Genomic DNA, 18,419 nt, shown 5'->3' with positions numbered 1-18,419 from the left:
AGATAGTCGCCGTTAGGACATAAGCTTGAGACATAAAAAAACAGGCCGTAGCATGGCCTGTTTTTATATCAAGTGTCACTTTGTTCGCTAAGACTCGCTTAGTAAGTGTATTTAGCTTCTAAGAAATAGTAGCCACCATTAAAACCAAACGGGGTGTTGGTTAATGGATAGACGAAAATGCCGTTGTTGCTGTTAATCGCGGGTGTTTTTTCGGGATACACATCAAACAGGTTTTGTACTCCAGCGGTGAAACTTAGCGCATCGGTTGCTGCGTATCTCACCGACAGATCCATCACCCATTGATCGCTGTAATTCACATCACCCGTGGCATAGCCAACAGTGTAATCACCAAAGTAGCTGAGGCGAATATTGGTCTTAAAGTCGCCTAGCTCATGGGTCAAGCCCAAGTTACCTGTGTTATGCGGCGTCGCCGAGGTCATGCGAGTTTGTTCTATGCTATCGAATAGCTTTTTGCCTAACCCATCTAAAATTTCTGGGAAATGAATATCTTGGATTTCAGTCTTATTGTAGGCATAGGCTAAGTTCGCCCGTAAATCACCCCAAGAGCCGATATCAAAATCTTGGCTCACCACAAGGTCAACACCACGGGTGCGAGTATCGACAGCGTTGATAAAGAAGCGCGCCGATTCTGCATTGGTGCCCGCTAACGCGGCCGCTACGGCGGGCGAATCATTAGGCGTCACTGAGCTCGACAGAATAATGCGATCATCGATGGAGATTTGATAGGCATCTAATGTCAGTGCTAAGCCCGTGTCATTGGTGTACACCAAGCCTAAGCTAAATGATTGGGATAGTTCGGGATCTAACTCATTAATACCCAGTGCTTTGGTCACTGGCGATAGGGTGTTGAAAGTGCCTGACTCAATAGGCACCAGCTGGCCAGTCACAGGATCGGGATTAAACAGCGTCGAGATATTGCTGAAGTACAGTTGTTGTACGCTCGGCGCTCTAAAGCCAGTGTTGATGGTACCGCGCAGGGCTAAGTTATCGGTGAAGTCGTAACGGCCCGCTAATTTCCAACTGGTGTTGCCACCAAAGTCAGAATAGTTTTCGTAGCGCAGCGCCGCCGCCCAGTAAAACTCATTGGTTAACTGGTTCTCGAGTTCCATATAAACGCCAGTGTTATCACGGGTTTCATCCACTTGCGACTCAGGGGTAAAACCGGTGAAACCTTGGCTACCCGCAGCGCGGTTGTCGTAACCCCCATTGATGTATGAACCTGTTTCGCCCGCTTCAATTTGATAGCCGTTTTGGCGCCACGACACACCTGTCGCAAACAGGATTTCAGAGTCATTGGCAAAGGCAAAATAGCGCGAGGCATCAATATTAAGATTGGTTTCACGGGTCGTGAGTGTGCCCGCGTCAAACTCGGTTGGGCTATCTGGGCCTAAAGAGGCGTTTAAGGTATTAACAATATTGTAGTTAAATGAGTTTTCACCATGGCCAGCCGAAGTATCAATATTCCACTCGCCTAGGCTGAATTCATACCCCAGCACTAAGGACGCATCGATAATTTTAGGATTGATTTGCGGCAAGAAACCATCTGGATAGATTTCAGTTAAGTTACGGGCGTCGAGTGCGCGGCGGTAAAAGGCGCCTGACTTAGTTTCACGTTGGCTGATGCCACCAAACGCATAGAGTTTGCCATCTTTTGTGATGGGCTGGGCAGCGTTGATAAATAGACCTAAGTTGTCATATTCGGCATCGCCGACCTGGTGGCTCTTACGGTTAAATGTGGCTTCGCGGGGATCGGCTGAGCCATCGGGTAATTTTTCATACTGTTGACGAGGGTCCAATCCAGCGCGGTTAGTGCTGTCTTTATGGTGGGCTTCTAGGGATACATTCACAAAGCCATCGTTACTTAAACTGATGCCGTGGTTTACACCCACACGCCATTGCTCGCCATCACCTATGTAGGTTTGTCCTGCTTGAGCCGAGATGCTACCGCCTTGGTCGCTGTCCTTTAGCACCACGTTGATGACGCCGGCAATTGCATCCGATCCGTATTGTGCCGAGGCACCATCACGCAGAATTTCGATACGCTTAATCGCCGTCATAGGGATAGCGTTTAAGTCGACGTTAGATGAGCCTTTACCCACAGTGCCACTTAAATGCACTAGCGCTGAGCCGTGACGACGTTTGCCGTTAACGAGTACTAAGGTGTGGTCGGGTGACAGGCCGCGCAAACTCGCGGGGCGCACCGCATCTGAACCGTCAGTCACTGAGGAGAATGGGAAGCTGTAGCTTGGGGCGGCAAATTGCAGTGCTTTAGCGGTTTCAGTCATACCGGTCGATTCGAGCTGCTCGGCAGTGATAATGTCTACAGGGGCAACACTGTCAGTTGCCGTGCGCAGTGCTATGCGTGAACCTATGATTTCGATTTTCTCGAAGCCAGGCTGTTGCTCTTCGGCTTGAACAGCTGGAATGGCGAGTATAGATGATACTGCCAATGCGATAATCCCTAGGCGCATAAAAACCTCTCAATGATGTTTGTAACCCGATACTCGAACTTAGGAGTGCAGATTAAAGGTAACGTAACAATTCAATGTGGAGAAGGTTATCACTGTAACAATTGTTACATCTAGACATAAATGTGCTAACTCAGAGCCGAGTGTTCTAGTTAATGTTTAAAATGCAGTTGAATATATGGATTAAACCTTGTTATCGGCAGATGTGCTTTGGGTGTTTTGGCGAGTTAAGTCGATGATATGAATTGTTTATTGACGTGCGCCATCGTGGTTTAATGCGTTATTTCATTTTAATGGCACTGGCTTGAAGGAACACAGATTTGTCAGCGTTACGATTTCTCGCGGGAGCAACAGCATTTAATACCTTGGCAGAACAAGGCCTTAAATCTGAACATTTTACCCAGCTACTTGCCGCCTCCGGTGGACCTAAATGGCTTGGTATCGCAGGGCTAGATAAGTATCTGTTTTCTGAGTTTTTCAAAAACAGACAAACACCGCTTTATACGCTTGGCGCGTCTTCAGGGGCGTGGCGTTTAGCCTGCTTGGCGCAGCAAGATCCTCTCGCAGCCTATGGTCGCTTAGAGGATTTTTATATTGGTCAGCGTTACGACAGTATGCCAACTCCGCAGGAAGTCAGTGCACAAGTTAAAGGCGTAGTGCAGGGGATTTTAGGCGCCAGAGGCAGTAGTGAGATAGTCAACAACGCTCATATCCACAGTCATTTAGTAGTGTGCCGCGGCAAACATTTAAATCGTTTAACGGCAAAGCTGCCACTCGTTGTGGGGCTGGCGATAACGGCGGCGACTAACTTAGTCAGCCGCCGAAGTTTAGGCTGGCATTTTGAACGTGTGGTCTTTAGCCAACAAGCTGCAGCCTCTCCCTTTTTGCAACTCAATGACTTACCTAGTCAGCAGGCCGAGTTAACCGAGGCCAATGTCGATGCTGTGATGTTAGCAACGGGATCAATTCCATTATTGCTAGCCCCCGTACCGCAAATTGAGGGCGTTGCCGATGGGCAATATTACGATGGTGGCATTACCGACTATCACTTCGATTTGCCTTTATCCCACGCTACGGGGTTGACGCTGTATCCACATTTTTATCCACCGATCAGCCCAGGATGGTTCGATAAATCCTTGAAGTGGCGCCAAGGTCGAGCCAATTATCACAATGCACTCGTGTTAGCACCATCGGCTGAATTTGTGGCTTCATTGCCCTTTGGTAAAATCCCCGACCGCGAAGATTTTAAACAACTGGATACGGCGCAGCGGATGCAATACTGGCGAACAGCGGTGGCCTTGAGTGAACGTCTGGCCGAGGAGTTTGCCGAGGTTGTTGCTAAGGGAAATGTGCTGGAGCGACTAGAGCGCTTTTAGTTTTAAGTGCGGTGGTCCAGAAAACGGGGTTTAAAATGGCTGGTTTGAAATGCCCTGATTTAGCCTAGTTTGGTCGCCAATTTATTTTTGCACTCAAGGGCTTCAGGAAGGAAATTATTCCACCTGCTACACTCTAAGGTAATAAGGAATACGAATGCATTGATATTCGTTTCCTTCTATTTGAGGGGCAGGAGGTTGCTATGCAAACACGAGAAATGGCGTTACTCATGCGCGATGCCTTGTTGCTGCCACAGGGACGGGTAGAGGTTCGTGTAGTCGACCCCGGTCATCTGCGCATGGTGGCCGATGTCTTCAAGGGAAAATATGCGCTCGCTTTTGCCACCATTCGACCCCGCGGCAGTCCGCCCTGTTACCCCACCGCTACCCAGTGCGACATTATCGATTTTAATCAGCTAGAAGACGATTCACTCAGCCTAGTGCTCGAAGGGCGCCAGCGCGTCAGCATCCTCTCGGCGGCGCAGGCCAAAGATAAGTTGTGGATGGCGCGTACTTTACCCTGCCGTAACTGGCAAGAAGAGCCGATTAAAGGTGAATTTGAGCTAATAAGCGCTGCATTAGAGCAGTTTTATGAGGTGAATCCCGATCTGTTTGAGCTCTATTCTCAAGTGCATTTAGAAGATGCGGCTTGGGTAAGCCAGCGCTGGCTCGAGGTTTTGCCCATGTATAATAAAGACAAATTAGTGTTAGTTAATCAGCCCGATTGCCACAAAACATTGGATTTCGTGCTGCAACTTATCAAGTCCCATGTGGACTGAAAAACCACAAAAAGGCTAGAATAGCGGCTTTATATAGCCGCTTTTTTTGTGATATGACTGCATCTGCCCGCGCCGCCCAACCTTCTTACATAGTGCTTCCTGTGAATGTCACAGATATACCCACAGTGTTTGCCTTTCTCGCGCAGCATTTTGCCCGCATAGGTGAAGATGTGTGGCGTCAGCGGATCCTCGACGGGAAAGTGCATTGGCGCGACGGCAGTTTGATCGCCTTGGACACTGAATATCGTCCAGCGGCGCGGGTGTATTACTACCGTGAAGTGCCGGTTGAAGCGAAAATTCCCTTTGAAGAACAGATCCTATTCCAAGATGACAATGTCATTCTGGCCTATAAGCCACACTTTTTACCTGTGACCCCAAGCGGTAATTATGTGAACGAATGTCTGGTACATAGGCTGAGATTACGCACCGGCATAGACACTATCGCGCCTGCTCATAGGCTTGATCGTGAAACCGCAGGGGTGATCTTGATGACAGTCGCGCCCGAAACCCGCGCCCTTTATCATCAATTATTTATCGACGATGCTATTCGTAAAGACTATCAAGCGATTGCCAAGCTGACACCTGATATTATTGAACAATATCAACAGGGAAACTTAACTTTGCCCCTGCATTGGACGGTGAAAAACCGCATGCAGCCGAGCGACCCGAGTTTTACCATGAAAATCGTTGAAGGCGAGGCGAATACCCATTCCGAAATCAGCCTAGTGGCCATAAAAGGCGATCTTGGTTTGTTCCACCTGAGCCCAATTACCGGCAAAACTCACCAGTTACGGGTGCATATGCAAAGCTTAGGTATGCCATTGTTAAACGACAGATTTTATCCATGCTTATTACCCAAAGGGCCGGATAAGTTTGCGACGCCTCTTAAGTTGATGGCACAGCGTTTACGTTTCATTGACCCTGTGAGTGGGATCCATCACGACGTGCAATGTGAGGGTTTTGCGTTTTAGTCAGCGGAAAGCATTATTTCCAGTCCGCTTGAAGGAAATGATCGGGTGCAATTGTGCGCTTGGCCCTGTGATGGTATGAATACAAGCAGCAGTATCTGAGTCTCTGCCATAGGGAGCCATATTACGATTGTTTGAAGGAAGTCCATTATGACCAAATCTGCGATGATCTCTATCTTACTTTGCGCTGCGGTATTAGTGGCAGCCATGTTTGTTGGCGACTGGACGAAACAACCTTATTTGAAGGATATTGCCGCTGAGATCCGTAAGGGGGCTGCGGTGATTGAACCGAAGAAACCGAGTTCGTCTGCTGCATCGGTCGTTGAGGCTGATGATGTGGACCAAGACTCGAAGGTGATTTGGGATCAAATGGTACATGAGAAACCAGCAGGTAAGCCGCAGCCAGAGGCGTTGATTTTCAATCAAGTACAGCCGAAGAAAGTCGAAACCGATGAGGTATTATCTAAAAATATTCCACCGCTGGATTCGGGTTCGGGCGCCACTCAGCCTGAGACGGTTAAACATAATAAACCCGTTTAATTTGTTATTCCTGTTTGGGAGGTTCGAACAAGGTTTCGCTCATATCACCATGTAAAACTGCAATTTTTGTTGGCGCACCATCATCCGCAAGTTCCAAAATCCCAATACCGCTTTTATTCACTAAACGTTTGCTCGGCGCACCATTCGGTCTTCTGCCGCGCAGCGACATACGTTTTCGTTTTGTCAGTAAATTCAGTGGCGAAAAGTGGCCGTAAAACCAGCCATTGAGTTTATCGAAAATCGGTAAAAACTTCTCGGGGAAGTGATTTTTAATGCCGCTGCAGGTGATTTGGTAGATGTTAGGACTACTGCGTCTAAAACGAATACTAATGTCGTAACTAAAGGAGTAATGCACATCGCCGGAGAGGATCACAAATTCCTCTGGGGTTTTACGGTGCATAAAAATACTCAGTAGCGCGTTGGCGGCACCGGGGTGGGCCATCCAGTTTTCGGCGTCCACCAACAAAGAAGCGCCCATCAGCGTGGCTGTACGCTGCACAGCCTCAATCAGTTTGACCCCAAACATAGGGGCAGGAGAGACAATAATGACCTTCGACTGGCCGAGCAATTCTTGCTGCAAATCCATTAACGCCTCCCAATCCATTAAGCCGGAAGGTTTTGCGAGATTGGATTCACTGCGCCAGCGGCGAGTGCGGGTATCGAGCACCACAAGTTTGGGCGAGGTCGCTAAGGTGTAATGCCATTGCTCAAATTTAAGTAATTCGTCGATGAGTAGATCCTGACTTTCACTCTGTGGCTGTACAAAAAAAGCATCGAGCAGCGGGCGGATTTCATCAGCAAATTTATCGGGCGCATTGCCAAGCCCTTGGAATAAGGTATAGCCAATCAGGGCATTACCTATAATGCGTTTTGAAAATGCATGCTCGTAGGCAGCGAGTTCCCATTTGGCGGTGAGGTTCCAGTCGTCGGTGACGTCGTGGTCGTCAAACATCATGTAAACGGGAATGTGCGCCATAAAGCGCCTCACCTGCGTCAGCCCAGCTTTAAAGCCGAGCAAATGTTGCCATTCATTCTGCCAGCGGGCGTTATTGGCGGGTATTAAGCCATCAACATCCTTGGGGATATTGACTAATTCCCACAGCTCTGGCGACCAAGTAAGTAAATACAAGGCGATGATTTCATTCAGGCTGACAAGATGATTCTCAGCGATGGAGGAAGTGAAAATCGGGTGATTGCGATACCAACGCCATAGTGCGGTTTTGGCGGGATATTGAGTGTGCGGCAGCAGGTTTTTATGGCGCTGATACAAATCGGCCGGTTGATAATGCAGTGTTTCACTACTGGCTATGTTCGCCCCTTCAAATTGCTCATGCTGAAGGCCAAGCAAGTCGATGACTTGTCCTATGGCGTTTAACATGGGGCCTGCCACATCATCGATATAAACTTGATCGCCACTCATCACGATAAGAGCGGGGCGATCGTCCGCTACACCCGTGTCGATTCTCTTGGCTAAATAGGTATCTGCGGCGACGAGCGCATCGTCACTGTGGTGATGCGGATTGCGGCAAGAGCCATGGAATACTTGGGTTAATTCTGGGATAAAACGCACACTTGGCGATGAGGCATCGCCATAGTTCAGCTGACTGATGTTGGCAAAAATATCCCCATGTTGGGCGGCGGATACTTGGTAATTTGTGACTCGATTCGGCGTGAGTAACTCTGGTCGCGACAGCATGATCAGATATTGATGGGCGTGCTGCCCGAGTGGCACATAGTGCACATCGGCATCCTGCAACGGAACCTCATGTTCACCTAGGCGCAACGTAAGATCAGTTAATGGCTCACGACTCACAAACCACAAGGTAAAATGTGTGGCATCGCAGTGGCGCAGCATAGGGCCTGCCAATATCAGAGGAAGTGTCGGACTCAAATTCAGCCTATTGGTGCTCAGGTTAATCTCAAGTGAGTTAACCCTAAGTAAGTTTGGTTTAAAAGAGTAAACAAGTGCGTTGAATATGAAAAGCTTTTAGAATTGTCAGTCATACACATGAGTTGAAACTGAATGGGGCAATATGGCTAAGATCATGGTAACTGGCGCGACTGGGCTACTCGGCCGAGCTGTTGTAAAACAGCTTGAATTAACGGGACATGAGGTTGTGGCCACAGGTTTTAGCCGCGCAAGTGAGCGAGTGCATAAACTCGATCTGACAGCCCCTTTGGCTGTCGAGGCATTTATCGCCCGCGAGCAACCGCAAGTCATAGTGCACTGCGCCGCCGAGCGTCGCCCCGATGTGTCGGAGCAAAATCCGCAGGCGGCATTGGCACTTAACTTAACCGCCAGCCAAGCCCTCGCTATGGCAGCTAAGGCCAATAATGCTTGGCTTATCTATATCTCCACCGACTATGTGTTCGATGGCACTCAGCCTAAGTACGCCGAAGATGCCGCCACTGATCCGGTTAATTTTTATGGTGAATCTAAGCTAAAGGGCGAAGAAATAGTGCTTAACACGAGTGCTGATTTTGCCGTGCTACGCTTGCCAATCCTTTACGGCCAAGTAGAGAAGCTGAGTGAATCTGCTGTGCTAGTGCTGGTTAACCAATTGATTGATCGTCGGGCTCAGGGTGTCGATCATTGGGCCGTGCGAAGTCCAACCTCGACCGCCGATATTGCCCAAGCCATAGACAAGATGATTGCACAGCATATTGAAGCGCCTATCGTGCAGGGGATTTATCACTTTAGCGCCGCAGAGACTATGACTAAGTATCAGATGCTGTTGACCTTAGGGGAGATTTTACAACTCAGCACGGCACACTTAACGCCTGAGTCGACACCGACGGATAATGCCAAACGGCCAAGGGACTGTAGCTTGAGTTGTGCACGTTTAGCGGCGCTCGGTATTCGCTCCGACATTGATTTCGCCACGGGTGCACGCCAAGCATTAACGCAATCGAGTGGCGCACTGGCCGCACTCGGACTCACACTGTAGGAATGGCTATGGCTAAGATCTTAGGGACCAGTCTACAGGCCGCCGACCAAGTCGCATTACTGCGAACCTTAGGATTGCTGCTGCAAATTGGCTTAACCATGTTTGCCGCCGACACCTTTGGTCTTAGCCTGCAAATGGAGCCGTTAGTGCATGTGTTAGTGCTGGAGGTGTTATACCTGTCACTCACATTAGCCTTACGTAAACCTTTGTTTGCCAAGGAGCGTGGCCTCTTTATCGCGCTCAGTTTAGACACACTATTTTGGATCTCTTGGCTGCACTTTTCCGGCGGCGCGACTAATGCGTTTATCTCGTTATTACTGCTGCCGATTGCACTTGCGGCTGTGACTTTGCCAATCTGGGCACCTTGGGCGTTGACGGCTATTTCAACCTTAGCCTACAGCTTGATGATTTTTACTGTGCCCGAATCCCCCATGCAGCACCATGGTATGGACATGAGCTCCCACTATTTAGGCATGTGGTTTAACTTTGTGATTTCAGCTTTGGTGATGACAACCAGCGTGGCGCTGATTACTAAACGTATGCGCCGCCAAGATGCGCAGTTAGCTTATATGCGTGAAGGGCAATTGCGTCAGGAACAACTCTTGGCACTAGGCACTGCATCGGCGCAGATGGCGCATCAATTGGCCACACCGCTCTCAAGCCTGAGGTTGTTACTCGATGAAGTAAAAGAAGATATGAGCGGCACTTCGATAACGGTTGTGGAGATGGAGACTGCGTTAGGCCGCTGTGAACATACGCTCGCCGAGCTGCGATTAGCGACAGAGTCGATCCGCGATCGCCGCCAGCGGCCACAAAAGATCGCTGAGCTGGTGGACGGTTTAAAGCAGAAAACCTTGCTGCTCATGCCGCAGACCGAACTGAACTGGCTGTTTACCTGTGCGCCTGAGCAACTGGCAGAGCAAAGCATTCTGACCGATATGAGTCTAACGCCTGCGATCATGGCTTTGATTGAAAATGCCGCCCGCGCTAGTGTCGAAACCCTAGGTGCGCCGCAGGTGGATATCAGCTTAGATATCGCGCCAAGTGAAGCTCAAATCTATTTGCAGATCCGTGATTATGGCGCTGGTATCGCGCCCTCTTTATTGCCGCAATTGGGTACCTTATTAATTGAGAGTCCCAAGGGGTTAGGTGTTGCGCTGCTACTCAGTCATGCCAGCCTAGAGCGTTTGGGCGCAGAATTGATTTTGGCCAATCATCCCCAAGGCGGTACTGTGGCACAAATTCGCTTTACGATTCTAAAGGACAAAGCGGCATCGTTATCGCCCAACACTAAGGCCGCTGACGGAGTCAGATCATGAAACGTTTGTTAATCGTCGAGGATGACCTTTCTCTGGCGAGTATTTTAGGCCGACGGCTTACGCGCCACGGCTTTGAGTGCCGCCTAACCCATGATGCCAGTGATGCTTTGCTGGTGGCGCGGGAGTTTCGCCCTAGCCACATTTTGTTGGACATGAAGCTGGCCGAAGCTAACGGCTTAGGGTTAATTGTGCCACTGCGTAACCTGCTGCCCAAGGTGACCATGGTGTTGCTCACCGGCTACGCCAGTATTGCCACTGCGGTGGAAGCGATTCGCCTCGGCGCCGATAATTATTTAGCTAAACCTGTCGATACTCAAACCTTGCTCGCTGCGCTGGAAATGGAGGGCCATTCCCATACCCTTCAAGAAGATGAAGTCGATGACTCGCCCCTCAATCCTAAGCGTTTGGAGTGGGAACATATTCAGCAAGTACTCAATGCTAACCAAGGCAATGTGTCCGCCACCGCCCGCCAATTGGGGATGCATCGCCGCACCTTACAACGTAAGTTACTCAAAAAACCTGTGGGTGAAAGTGGCCATTTGAATTAACGCTTTATTCTCGCATGCTGGTCAGTGACGCTGACTCAAGCACATGAAATAAGGATGCTGACGGGATTGAGGCTGGCTTAGTGCACCGAATTTGCGCATAAAAAATGCCACTCAAAAAAGACTGAGTGGCATTAACAAGAAACGAGAAGTTTATCGATGAGTCGGCGCTAGGATTTTACGCTAGCGCCACGATACGATTATCTTATGCGATTAAAAGTTAACGGTTTCTTCGTTTGAGCAAGGGCCGTTAGTTTCACACACTTTATAGCTGAAGCTAGTGCCAGCTAGGTCAGTGAAACGGTCAATAAACGATGAATTGCTTGAAGTACCAACCGCAACGCCGTTACGGAAGATAGTGTACTCATCAGCGTTATGGCCTTCCCATGCGAGTGCAACACGAATGCTACCGCGACGAGATTTGTTAGCGTTTTTCACTGTCATTTCTAACGCCACTTCTGGTACTTCAACCGCAAATTCTTCAGAAGTGCTTGCTGTTGCGCCATCGTTGTCAGTCACTGTCAGTGTCACTGTGTAGTTGCCTGACTGAGCATACTGATGATTTACACTTGCGCCTGAAGCAGTTGTGCCATCACCGAAACTCCAGCTCCATGCAACGACATCACCGTCGCTGTCAGTACTGGTGCTAGTGAAGCTACCGTTACCGTTGGCAAAGCTTGCAGTAAAGCCCGCTGTTGGATCTTGGTTTGGTATCTCATCGCCACCGTCATAAGCACCCACTAGGCTCACACCTGTGTAGCTGCTATAGCCACTGACCATGACCCAATAAGTTCCTGTTTGGGCTGGATCGATAGGGCAGCTTTCGGCATTACCGGCTTTGTATGGACGGCAATCATAGCTACTAGAGGTAGGAGCTTGGCCGAATTTAACATACATGTCCGCATCACCCGTGCCGCCTGACATATTAAAACTCAGGTTGGTTGCACCGCTTGCTACGTCGAGTTTGTAGTACTGTTTGCTACCTGACGCACCCGCTAAACCCGTCACTGCGACACCGTTCGCGAGTTCAGTCGCTTCTGGTGGTGGCGGTGGTGGTGGCGTTTCACAAGGTGTGATACCCACAGCGGCAAACGCAGTAACCACATCGTCAGCACTTAAGCCTAAGTCAGTCGCCGCAGATTTAACGCCACAAGCGCCTTGCCAGAACAAGCTGTCAGCCGTCCAATATAATTGGTTAGCAACCACAAATGTTTGGAATGCAGTGCGTGTATCCCAGCCCGGTAAGTTTGCGAGTGTGTAGAAGGCTTTGTTGAAGACACCTGAACTGTGGTGTACGTCGATACCATCATAGTAATCGTCGATATGGCCGATTGAGATTCCGTCTAAGGTTGGATCTGCCATGTAACGCAGTGCGCCATTGCCTTTAAAGATATCTGCGCCGACTAACCAGTCGTTCGTGCCGTGCATGTAAAATTCAGCAGCTTCACCCGCCATATCTGAGAAGGCTTCGTTCATGCCACCAGATTGAGCATCGTAAATAAGGCCTGAGTTTTGCTCAGTGAAACCATGGCTCACTTCGTGTGCCGAGACATCTAAGCTCACTAATGGGTAGAAGGTCGTTGCGCCATCACCGAAGGTCATAGCACTGCCGTCCCAGAAGGCGTTTTCGTAGTTGCTGCTGTAGTGAACCCGCATGGTTAACTGGAAAGTTAACGGCGCAGTGTTGTACCACTCGCTATACATGTTGTAGATCACGTTACCGAAATAGTGCGCATCGTTTAATGGCGAGTAAGCACCGTTGATCTCTTTAACTGTATTGCGTGGGCAAGTATAAGAGAAGGCTGTTGCGCCTGATGTGGCACCGTTCAAGTTAACGGTTTTCACGTTAGGTGAGTTCATGGTGCAGGTGTCACCGCTCACTTCAACGTCTAAGTAAGAGAAATCTGTACCGTATTCGTATTGGCCAGTCTTGATGTTACCGCCTGGACCTGTACCGCTCGCGGCGTGGTTAATCCCTTCCCAACGCTTGAGTACTTCACCTGAGTGCGCGTCAATCATAGTGAATGGACGGCTTGGCTCATCGCCATATACCACAAAAGACGTCACATAAACGAGGCGAGTTTTAGCCGCATCATCAAGGTAAAGCCATAATTTAGCTTGTTTGTTTTCAGCTTTTAGGCCGGCAACCGCTTTCTCAGACTTGCCACGAATGGCAATATCTAACGCTTTGTTAGCCGTTAAAGTGGGTTTGACAAAATCAGCCGACTTTTCAATATTTTTTAATACGCGGCCAGACATGTCGCTGTAGAAGCCCATGCTTGATTGTGACGTTGCAACAGAGAAACCATAAACAGGCACGTCATGGAAATATTGTTGTAAACGTTGCTTCTGCTTGCCTTGACCTAGGTCGAGTTTTTTCTCGACTTTGAGTTGGCTACCTGCGTCTAAGTTGAACTGAGACACTAGATTATTGCTTGAAGACGCACTTCTGAGTGTACCGACATCGACAATATCAGCAGCAAATGCTGATGTGCCTAACGTAGCCGACACTGCAATGAAGAGTAGCGACAGTTTTTTGTTTAGCATCATGCTTAAAATCCTTTTTCCGTTTGTCATTAACGTTGGAATGCCATACTGCTTAACTGGCTCGGGCGAGCGTTTTTTATTGTGATTTCTACAGGGTCGTCGGCATACCTCTGCCATGGCCGAATAGAATGAGCTGTTGCTCAGGCGGAGATTCTCAGATTTTTATTCTGTGTAAAGCGTGAATGACCGCATGACCTTAGATGTTATTTAAATGTAAAAGTGTTAACAATCGTACAAAGGAACTATCTTCAGCGTTCATTTAGGTGCTTTTAAATTCGAATTAGGACTTTTGGGTAATAGCGATTTAGCCTAGTCAAATGGCGGGTTTTGTGAGTCGTAAAAAGTGCTTTATTGATGGATTTTCATTGGGTTAGGTTGGGTTTTATGGCGAGGTTAAGCGGGTAATTTTTAGGTAGGTGATTTTTAAGCGGGTGGCTTTAAGGATTAGCGGTGCTTTTGGGCATAACCCTTTTTTAAGGGCAAAGATCCATAGCTTTGCCGGATTCATTTTGAAAAATGCACTTTGCAAGGGCCATTTGAAAGATGGCCTTTGAAATATGTACGTTGCAAGAGCCCGTATGCGTCGCAATGGCTTGACTCACTGTTCAGCTTATTTCACCAAGGTAACTCTGTGCCATCGTAGGCGAAAAAGCACCCTGTTTGTGCCGGAGTGGCATTGGCAATGATCGGTAGCAAACAGTTGGCGACATACTCAGGTGTAAACAGTTTGCCTTGAGGCACACTCTGTTGAAAGGGTTGAGATAATGGCGTGTCAGTGGTGCCCGGATGCAGGGATAACACCACGCAGTGTTTCATGTTCCGCTGCCACTCAATCGACAGTGTTTTGAGAAACATATTCAGCGCAGCTTTTGAGGCGCGATAGCTGTACCAGCCACCTAATCTGTTATCGGTAATGCTGCCGACTTTTGCCGATATCACGGCAAATCTTGCCGAGTCACTTTGTTTTAAGGCATGGCAGAAGTGCTTAGCCAGCATGACGCTGGGTAGGGTATTGAGCGTTAAATTGTGCTGGAAAAAGTCGATATCCAGTGATTGTAAGCTTTTTTCTGGTCCTTTATCTTGGGTGTGTAAAATCCCGACACAGTTAATCAGCCAATCTAATTCAGTAAGTTGTTCACTCAGTTGTTTAATCTCGGCCTCATTGGTCACATCTAGCGCATGCCATTGGATATTATTCTGCCTGTCTTGGGGAAGATGATGCCTATAGGTGGCGTGCACTGTGGCGTCGGGATATGTCTCTTGAATTTGCTTAACCATAGCTTGGCCAATCCCCCCACTCCCGCCGACGATAAGTACTTTCATGGCAAACTCTCCACTATAAACGGTTTAGATGAGCAAGATTGTGTTCGGCCGTGGCTAATATGGCGTGCCTTACGGACTCGTCCATTTTGTCCCAAGTTTGGTATAGCATGCCGATCCTTGGGTTCTGCGACAATCGCGCGCGGTGTTTGTCCATAAAGCGCCAATAAAAGCTATTGAACGGGCAGGCGAGTGCGCCGCTGCGCTCTTTTATCTTGTAATGACAGCCGCTGCAATAATCACTCATTTTATTGATGTAGGAACCGCTGGCTGCGTAGGGTTTAGTACCGACAATGCCGCCGTCGGCAAACAAGGCCATGCCGCGAGTGTTGGGCATTTCAACCCATTCTATGGCGTCAACATACACGCCTAAATACCACTCATCGACTTGATTTGGCTTGATTTCAGTTAATAAACAAAAATTGCCGATCACCATTAAGCGCTGAATATGATGGGCGTAGGCAAAATCTAATGATTGGGATAACGCTTGTCGCATGCAGTTCATTTTAGTGTCGCCATGCCAAAAATAATCGGGCAGCGTCCCATGGGCATTGAGCGCGTTAGTGCTGGCGTACTGCGGCATATTGGCCCAGTAAATGCCGCGAACGTATTCTCGCCAACCTAATATCTGTCGCACAAATCCCTCGACTTGGGCGATATCAATTTCAGCATTTGTTTGATAACTGTCGATAGCCGCATTGATGACTTCTAACGGGCTGATTAATTTACTGTTAAGGCTGAATGATAGCCGACTATGGTACAAGCTCCACTTGGCGGGATGTTGCGCTGTCATGGCATCTTGAAAGCGGCCAAAGGAAGGCAAGCAAACCTGACAAAAATACGTTAATAGCTCGAGGCTTTGCGCACGGTTTATCGGCCACAGCAATGACGCATCCATGCGACCCATGGTCGGGATTTGGTGACGCTCAAGCCTAGCGAGAATTTCAGTTACATCGAGGCTAAACATTAATGGCTCAGGCAAGACTTTTATATCCTGAGTTTTAAGCTTTTGACGGTTGCTGGCATCAAAGTTCCATTGCCCACCGAGTGGCTTTCCGTCTTGCATCAAGATGTTGAAGCGTTTACGCATACGGCGATAAAAGTGCTCCATCATAATGTGTTTGCCGACGGGGAACTGCGTATCGATTTCGTCAAACGGTAATATAAAGTGTTCTGTATCGACACAGTTCACCACGGCGGTGTTGAGCTTAAGCTGACTCAATTGCTCAAGTAGGCGGTATTCATCTGGCCTTTGGTATTCAAACTTGATCGCGCCAACCTGCGTCACTTGATGTTGAATGAGCCCCAGTAGATCGCTATAGCCCTGAGTGTTATTGAAGGTGTCATCAAGGGTTAAATAGAGCACTTGATGCCCTTGCGCCCGCAGCTCTTGGGCAAATTGCGCCATTGCCGCAAAGAAGGCACATATTTTTTGCACATGATGCGTCACATAAGTGTTTTCTTGGTGCAGTTCTGCAATCACATACAGCACTTGCTCATCAACTCGGTTAAACCAAGAATGCTGGGCATTGAGTTGATCGCCTAAAATTAACCTGACGGTATGGAATTGCTGTAATTGCATTAAGTGGACTCTGGTGAATGGTATTTGCAATTGGGGATTACGATGATATGAGTAGTTGGGATCAATCTGAAGGTGGCTTTACAGGGGAAGTTTTATCGCTGTGATTTGGGATTGGTTAACTTATTAGAACACCTAAGCGGTTAAATTATTTAAAAGTAAAAGTAAAAGTCGTGGGGCTTCACCCCACACCCGACCAAGGAGGACTACTCGTCCTATCCTCCTTGGATTCTCCAAGACGCCCCTAGCGAAGTTACATGCATTAGTTACTGGTCTCATACTCCAATAAAAATTGCCTAACGGCTCAGATGGGACATCCCTGTCCCCCCGAGCCTGCGCCATCATCCATGATGCCGCCACGGCATTTTTATCTGCGTATTTCGACAACTTCGCAGGGGAAGGTGAACTTCTGAGGCTTAGGTATTAGCTGTTAATCTCAACAGAGTTCTGCCTGTTCCATCTTTTTTTTCAATGAAACTACTAGTTTTTTACCTAACCAAATGTGCTGATGGGTTGTAATATACAAGTCTGCCATTATCCAAACCTAACAACATTTATCAGCAACAGGGACGTAACCATGCCAGAGAGCTTAGCAAATTCAAATAATTACCTAAAAAAGCTAATGCCACTACGTATTAACCCTCCCAATGTTCATGGCGAGTGGCCTTGTGCTGCCGATAAGCTGGATCGCAGTAGGGAAATTGAAAACCTGACGCCAGTGCTGCTGAATGCCGAGGCGCCGCTGGTGTTTGCCATCGATGCGCCATGGGGCGGCGGCAAGACGACATTTATTAAACTGTGGCAGCATTATCTAGAAAAGAAAGGCAAGGTCAGTCTCTACCTTAATGCCTGGGAAAGTGACTTTGCCGAAGATCCACTGTTACCCATGTTATCTGTGCTTGATGATTGGTTAACTTCACAATCGAGTAAACCATCGATAAAAGAGGCGTGGAATAAAGCCAAAGCCTGCGCTCCCGGGATTATCAAAGCGACTGCTGTGGCTGCCGCCAAAGCTGCCACCTTTGGCGCATTGGATCTTGATAAGGAATACGAAAAGCTTGCTGTCGATTTGACCGGCGATGCAGTTGGTAGCTTGGTAGACAGTTTTAACGTAAAACAAAAGGCGTTGGCCAAATTCAAACAGCAGTTGGCTGCGGCACTGGATGCCTTGCCCGAGGACCAAGCCAACCTGATTGTGTTTGTCGATGAACTCGACCGCTGCAAACCTACCTATGCCATTGAGGTGCTGGAGCGTATCAAGCATTTGTTTGATATTGATCGCTTGGTGTTCGTGCTTGCCGTAAACCGCGACCAGCTCAGTAAGAGTCTTCAGGGGGTCTACGGCCCAAATTTCGATGGACTTAATTACCTGAAACGATTTATCGATCTCGACTACAGCCTGAGAATTCCTGACAGGAACGCGTACATACGGATGCGGTTACAGCAGCAGGATTTACAGAATCGCTTTGCCAAGCGCGAGAATGGACGTAACGACATCGATATGATTGAGAGCATGTTGTGTTGGCTGTGCGAGCGTTTTGATTACACATTAAGAGACATAGACCAGTTGATCACCAGACTGCGTTTGATAGTCCGCTCAATACCCAGCAATTATTATTTTGATGCGGTAGTACTGCTGTGCATGTTGGTGTTACGTCAGGAGCATAATACCCTCTATAAACGTTTTAAGCAGGATGTCGGCTGTACCAATGAGGTGATCGAGTTTTTGCTGGGGGGCGATGATATTAAATCTACACCTTTCCCCAAGTCATTTGGCTTCATATGTGGTTGGCTTATTAAGTCGGGATACGACGAAGATAAAAACACCGATTTGGAGCCATTACTTGTCTATTGGGAGCAATTGAGTGGCGAGTTTCCTGCAGATGATCCCCGGCAAGGTGAGCTGGCCAAGTTAACCCGTTTCGTTAGAAGCAATGACACATGGCGGGATTACTCAGATCTGCGCGGAACCGCCTTTAACCGGATTGAGCTGGTAAGTCGAATAGATATTG

At 48.3% G+C, this 18,419-nt stretch carries 13 protein-coding genes; 8 read left to right on the top strand and 5 right to left on the bottom strand.

Annotation, left to right across the window (positions count from 1 at the left end):
- Positions 1 to 98: 98 nt before the first annotated feature.
- Positions 99 to 2,492, bottom strand: a complete 2,394-nt coding sequence (locus tag Q4Q49_RS20250; RefSeq protein ID WP_312000286.1) for a TonB-dependent receptor — start codon at positions 2,490 to 2,492, stop codon at positions 99 to 101.
- Between the two features lie 317 nt (positions 2,493 to 2,809).
- Between Q4Q49_RS20250 and Q4Q49_RS20245 the strand changes: the two genes are divergently transcribed.
- The 4 genes from Q4Q49_RS20245 (at position 2,810) to Q4Q49_RS20230 (ending at position 6,149) form a co-directional block, all read left to right on the top strand.
- The gene (locus Q4Q49_RS20245; RefSeq protein WP_312000285.1) at positions 2,810 to 3,865 is read left to right on the top strand and encodes an alpha/beta hydrolase; all 1,056 of its coding nucleotides are present in this window, start codon (positions 2,810 to 2,812) and stop codon (positions 3,863 to 3,865) included.
- Positions 3,866 to 4,065: 200 nt separating this feature from the next.
- Complete coding sequence (locus Q4Q49_RS20240) at positions 4,066 to 4,641, top strand: LON peptidase substrate-binding domain-containing protein (protein WP_106649247.1); 576 nt, start codon at positions 4,066 to 4,068, stop codon at positions 4,639 to 4,641.
- Between the two features lie 53 nt (positions 4,642 to 4,694).
- Entirely contained in the window at positions 4,695 to 5,612 is a 918-nt protein-coding gene (locus Q4Q49_RS20235) for a pseudouridine synthase (RefSeq protein WP_312000284.1), read from the top strand.
- A 147-nt stretch (positions 5,613 to 5,759) separates the two neighbouring features.
- Complete coding sequence (locus Q4Q49_RS20230; RefSeq protein ID WP_311891342.1) at positions 5,760 to 6,149, top strand: hypothetical protein; 390 nt, start codon at positions 5,760 to 5,762, stop codon at positions 6,147 to 6,149.
- A gap of 4 nt (positions 6,150 to 6,153) precedes the next feature.
- Here Q4Q49_RS20230 and Q4Q49_RS20225 read toward each other — a convergent pair whose 3' ends face one another.
- Positions 6,154 to 8,004 (bottom strand): alkaline phosphatase D family protein, encoded by a 1,851-nt coding sequence (locus Q4Q49_RS20225; protein WP_312000294.1) that lies wholly within the window; start codon positions 8,002 to 8,004, stop codon positions 6,154 to 6,156.
- 178 nt (positions 8,005 to 8,182) lie between these two features.
- Here Q4Q49_RS20225 and Q4Q49_RS20220 point away from each other — a divergent pair, with 178 nt between their 5' ends.
- Genes Q4Q49_RS20220 through Q4Q49_RS20210 form a run of 3 tightly spaced genes read left to right on the top strand, consistent with a single transcriptional unit; the run spans position 8,183 to position 10,964 of the window.
- Positions 8,183 to 9,097 carry an SDR family oxidoreductase gene (locus tag Q4Q49_RS20220; RefSeq protein WP_312000283.1) on the top strand — a complete coding sequence of 305 codons (915 nt, stop codon included), beginning with the start codon at positions 8,183 to 8,185 and terminating at the stop codon, positions 9,095 to 9,097.
- 8 nt (positions 9,098 to 9,105) lie between these two features.
- Positions 9,106 to 10,416, top strand: a complete 1,311-nt coding sequence (locus tag Q4Q49_RS20215) for an ATP-binding protein (protein ID WP_312000282.1) — start codon at positions 9,106 to 9,108, stop codon at positions 10,414 to 10,416.
- Positions 10,413 to 10,964 carry a response regulator gene (locus tag Q4Q49_RS20210; protein ID WP_312000281.1) on the top strand — a complete coding sequence of 184 codons (552 nt, stop codon included), beginning with the start codon at positions 10,413 to 10,415 and terminating at the stop codon, positions 10,962 to 10,964. The genes Q4Q49_RS20215 and Q4Q49_RS20210 overlap by 4 nt, the downstream gene beginning before the upstream one ends.
- Before the next feature lie 210 nt (positions 10,965 to 11,174).
- Here Q4Q49_RS20210 and Q4Q49_RS20205 read toward each other — a convergent pair whose 3' ends face one another.
- The 3 genes from Q4Q49_RS20205 to Q4Q49_RS20195 all read right to left on the bottom strand — a co-directional run bounded on the left by Q4Q49_RS20205 (position 11,175) and on the right by Q4Q49_RS20195 (position 16,410).
- A complete protein-coding gene (locus tag Q4Q49_RS20205) occupies positions 11,175 to 13,511 on the bottom strand; it encodes a M4 family metallopeptidase (protein ID WP_312000280.1) in 2,337 nt (778 codons plus the stop codon).
- A gap of 612 nt (positions 13,512 to 14,123) precedes the next feature.
- Positions 14,124 to 14,831 carry an SDR family oxidoreductase gene (locus Q4Q49_RS20200; protein WP_312000279.1) on the bottom strand — a complete coding sequence of 236 codons (708 nt, stop codon included), beginning with the start codon at positions 14,829 to 14,831 and terminating at the stop codon, positions 14,124 to 14,126.
- A 13-nt stretch (positions 14,832 to 14,844) separates the two neighbouring features.
- Complete coding sequence (locus tag Q4Q49_RS20195) at positions 14,845 to 16,410, bottom strand: cryptochrome/photolyase family protein (RefSeq protein WP_312000278.1); 1,566 nt, start codon at positions 16,408 to 16,410, stop codon at positions 14,845 to 14,847.
- 574 nt (positions 16,411 to 16,984) lie between these two features.
- Here Q4Q49_RS20195 and Q4Q49_RS20190 point away from each other — a divergent pair.
- Positions 16,985 to 18,419: P-loop NTPase fold protein (locus tag Q4Q49_RS20190; RefSeq protein ID WP_312000277.1), on the top strand; the 1,435-nt coding region annotated here is incomplete at its 3' end.

This window comes from Shewanella sp. SP1S1-7 (assembly GCF_031932105.1).
Classification (GTDB): Bacteria; Pseudomonadota; Gammaproteobacteria; order Enterobacterales; family Shewanellaceae; genus Shewanella; species Shewanella baltica.
Note: the sequence above shows the minus strand (reverse complement) of the source record. Positions and strands in the feature narration are given on the sequence as shown.

Excerpts from the sequence above, each read along its gene's own strand:
- Q4Q49_RS20250 (WP_312000286.1), bottom strand. The coding sequence starts at position 2,492 with ATGCGCCTAGGGATTATCGCATTGGCAGTATCATCTATACTCGCCATT.
- Q4Q49_RS20240 (WP_106649247.1), top strand. The coding sequence starts at position 4,066 with ATGCAAACACGAGAAATGGCGTTACTCATGCGCGATGCCTTGTTGCTG.
- Q4Q49_RS20235 (WP_312000284.1), top strand. The coding sequence starts at position 4,695 with ATGACTGCATCTGCCCGCGCCGCCCAACCTTCTTACATAGTGCTTCCT.
- Q4Q49_RS20230 (WP_311891342.1), top strand. The coding sequence starts at position 5,760 with ATGACCAAATCTGCGATGATCTCTATCTTACTTTGCGCTGCGGTATTA.
- Q4Q49_RS20225 (WP_312000294.1), bottom strand. The coding sequence starts at position 8,004 with ATGCTGCGCCACTGCGATGCCACACATTTTACCTTGTGGTTTGTGAGT.
- Q4Q49_RS20220 (WP_312000283.1), top strand. The coding sequence starts at position 8,183 with ATGGCTAAGATCATGGTAACTGGCGCGACTGGGCTACTCGGCCGAGCT.
- Q4Q49_RS20215 (WP_312000282.1), top strand. The coding sequence starts at position 9,106 with ATGGCTAAGATCTTAGGGACCAGTCTACAGGCCGCCGACCAAGTCGCA.
- Q4Q49_RS20210 (WP_312000281.1), top strand. The coding sequence starts at position 10,413 with ATGAAACGTTTGTTAATCGTCGAGGATGACCTTTCTCTGGCGAGTATT.
- Q4Q49_RS20205 (WP_312000280.1), bottom strand. The coding sequence starts at position 13,511 with ATGATGCTAAACAAAAAACTGTCGCTACTCTTCATTGCAGTGTCGGCT.
- Q4Q49_RS20200 (WP_312000279.1), bottom strand. The coding sequence starts at position 14,831 with ATGAAAGTACTTATCGTCGGCGGGAGTGGGGGGATTGGCCAAGCTATG.
- Q4Q49_RS20195 (WP_312000278.1), bottom strand. The coding sequence starts at position 16,410 with ATGCAATTACAGCAATTCCATACCGTCAGGTTAATTTTAGGCGATCAA.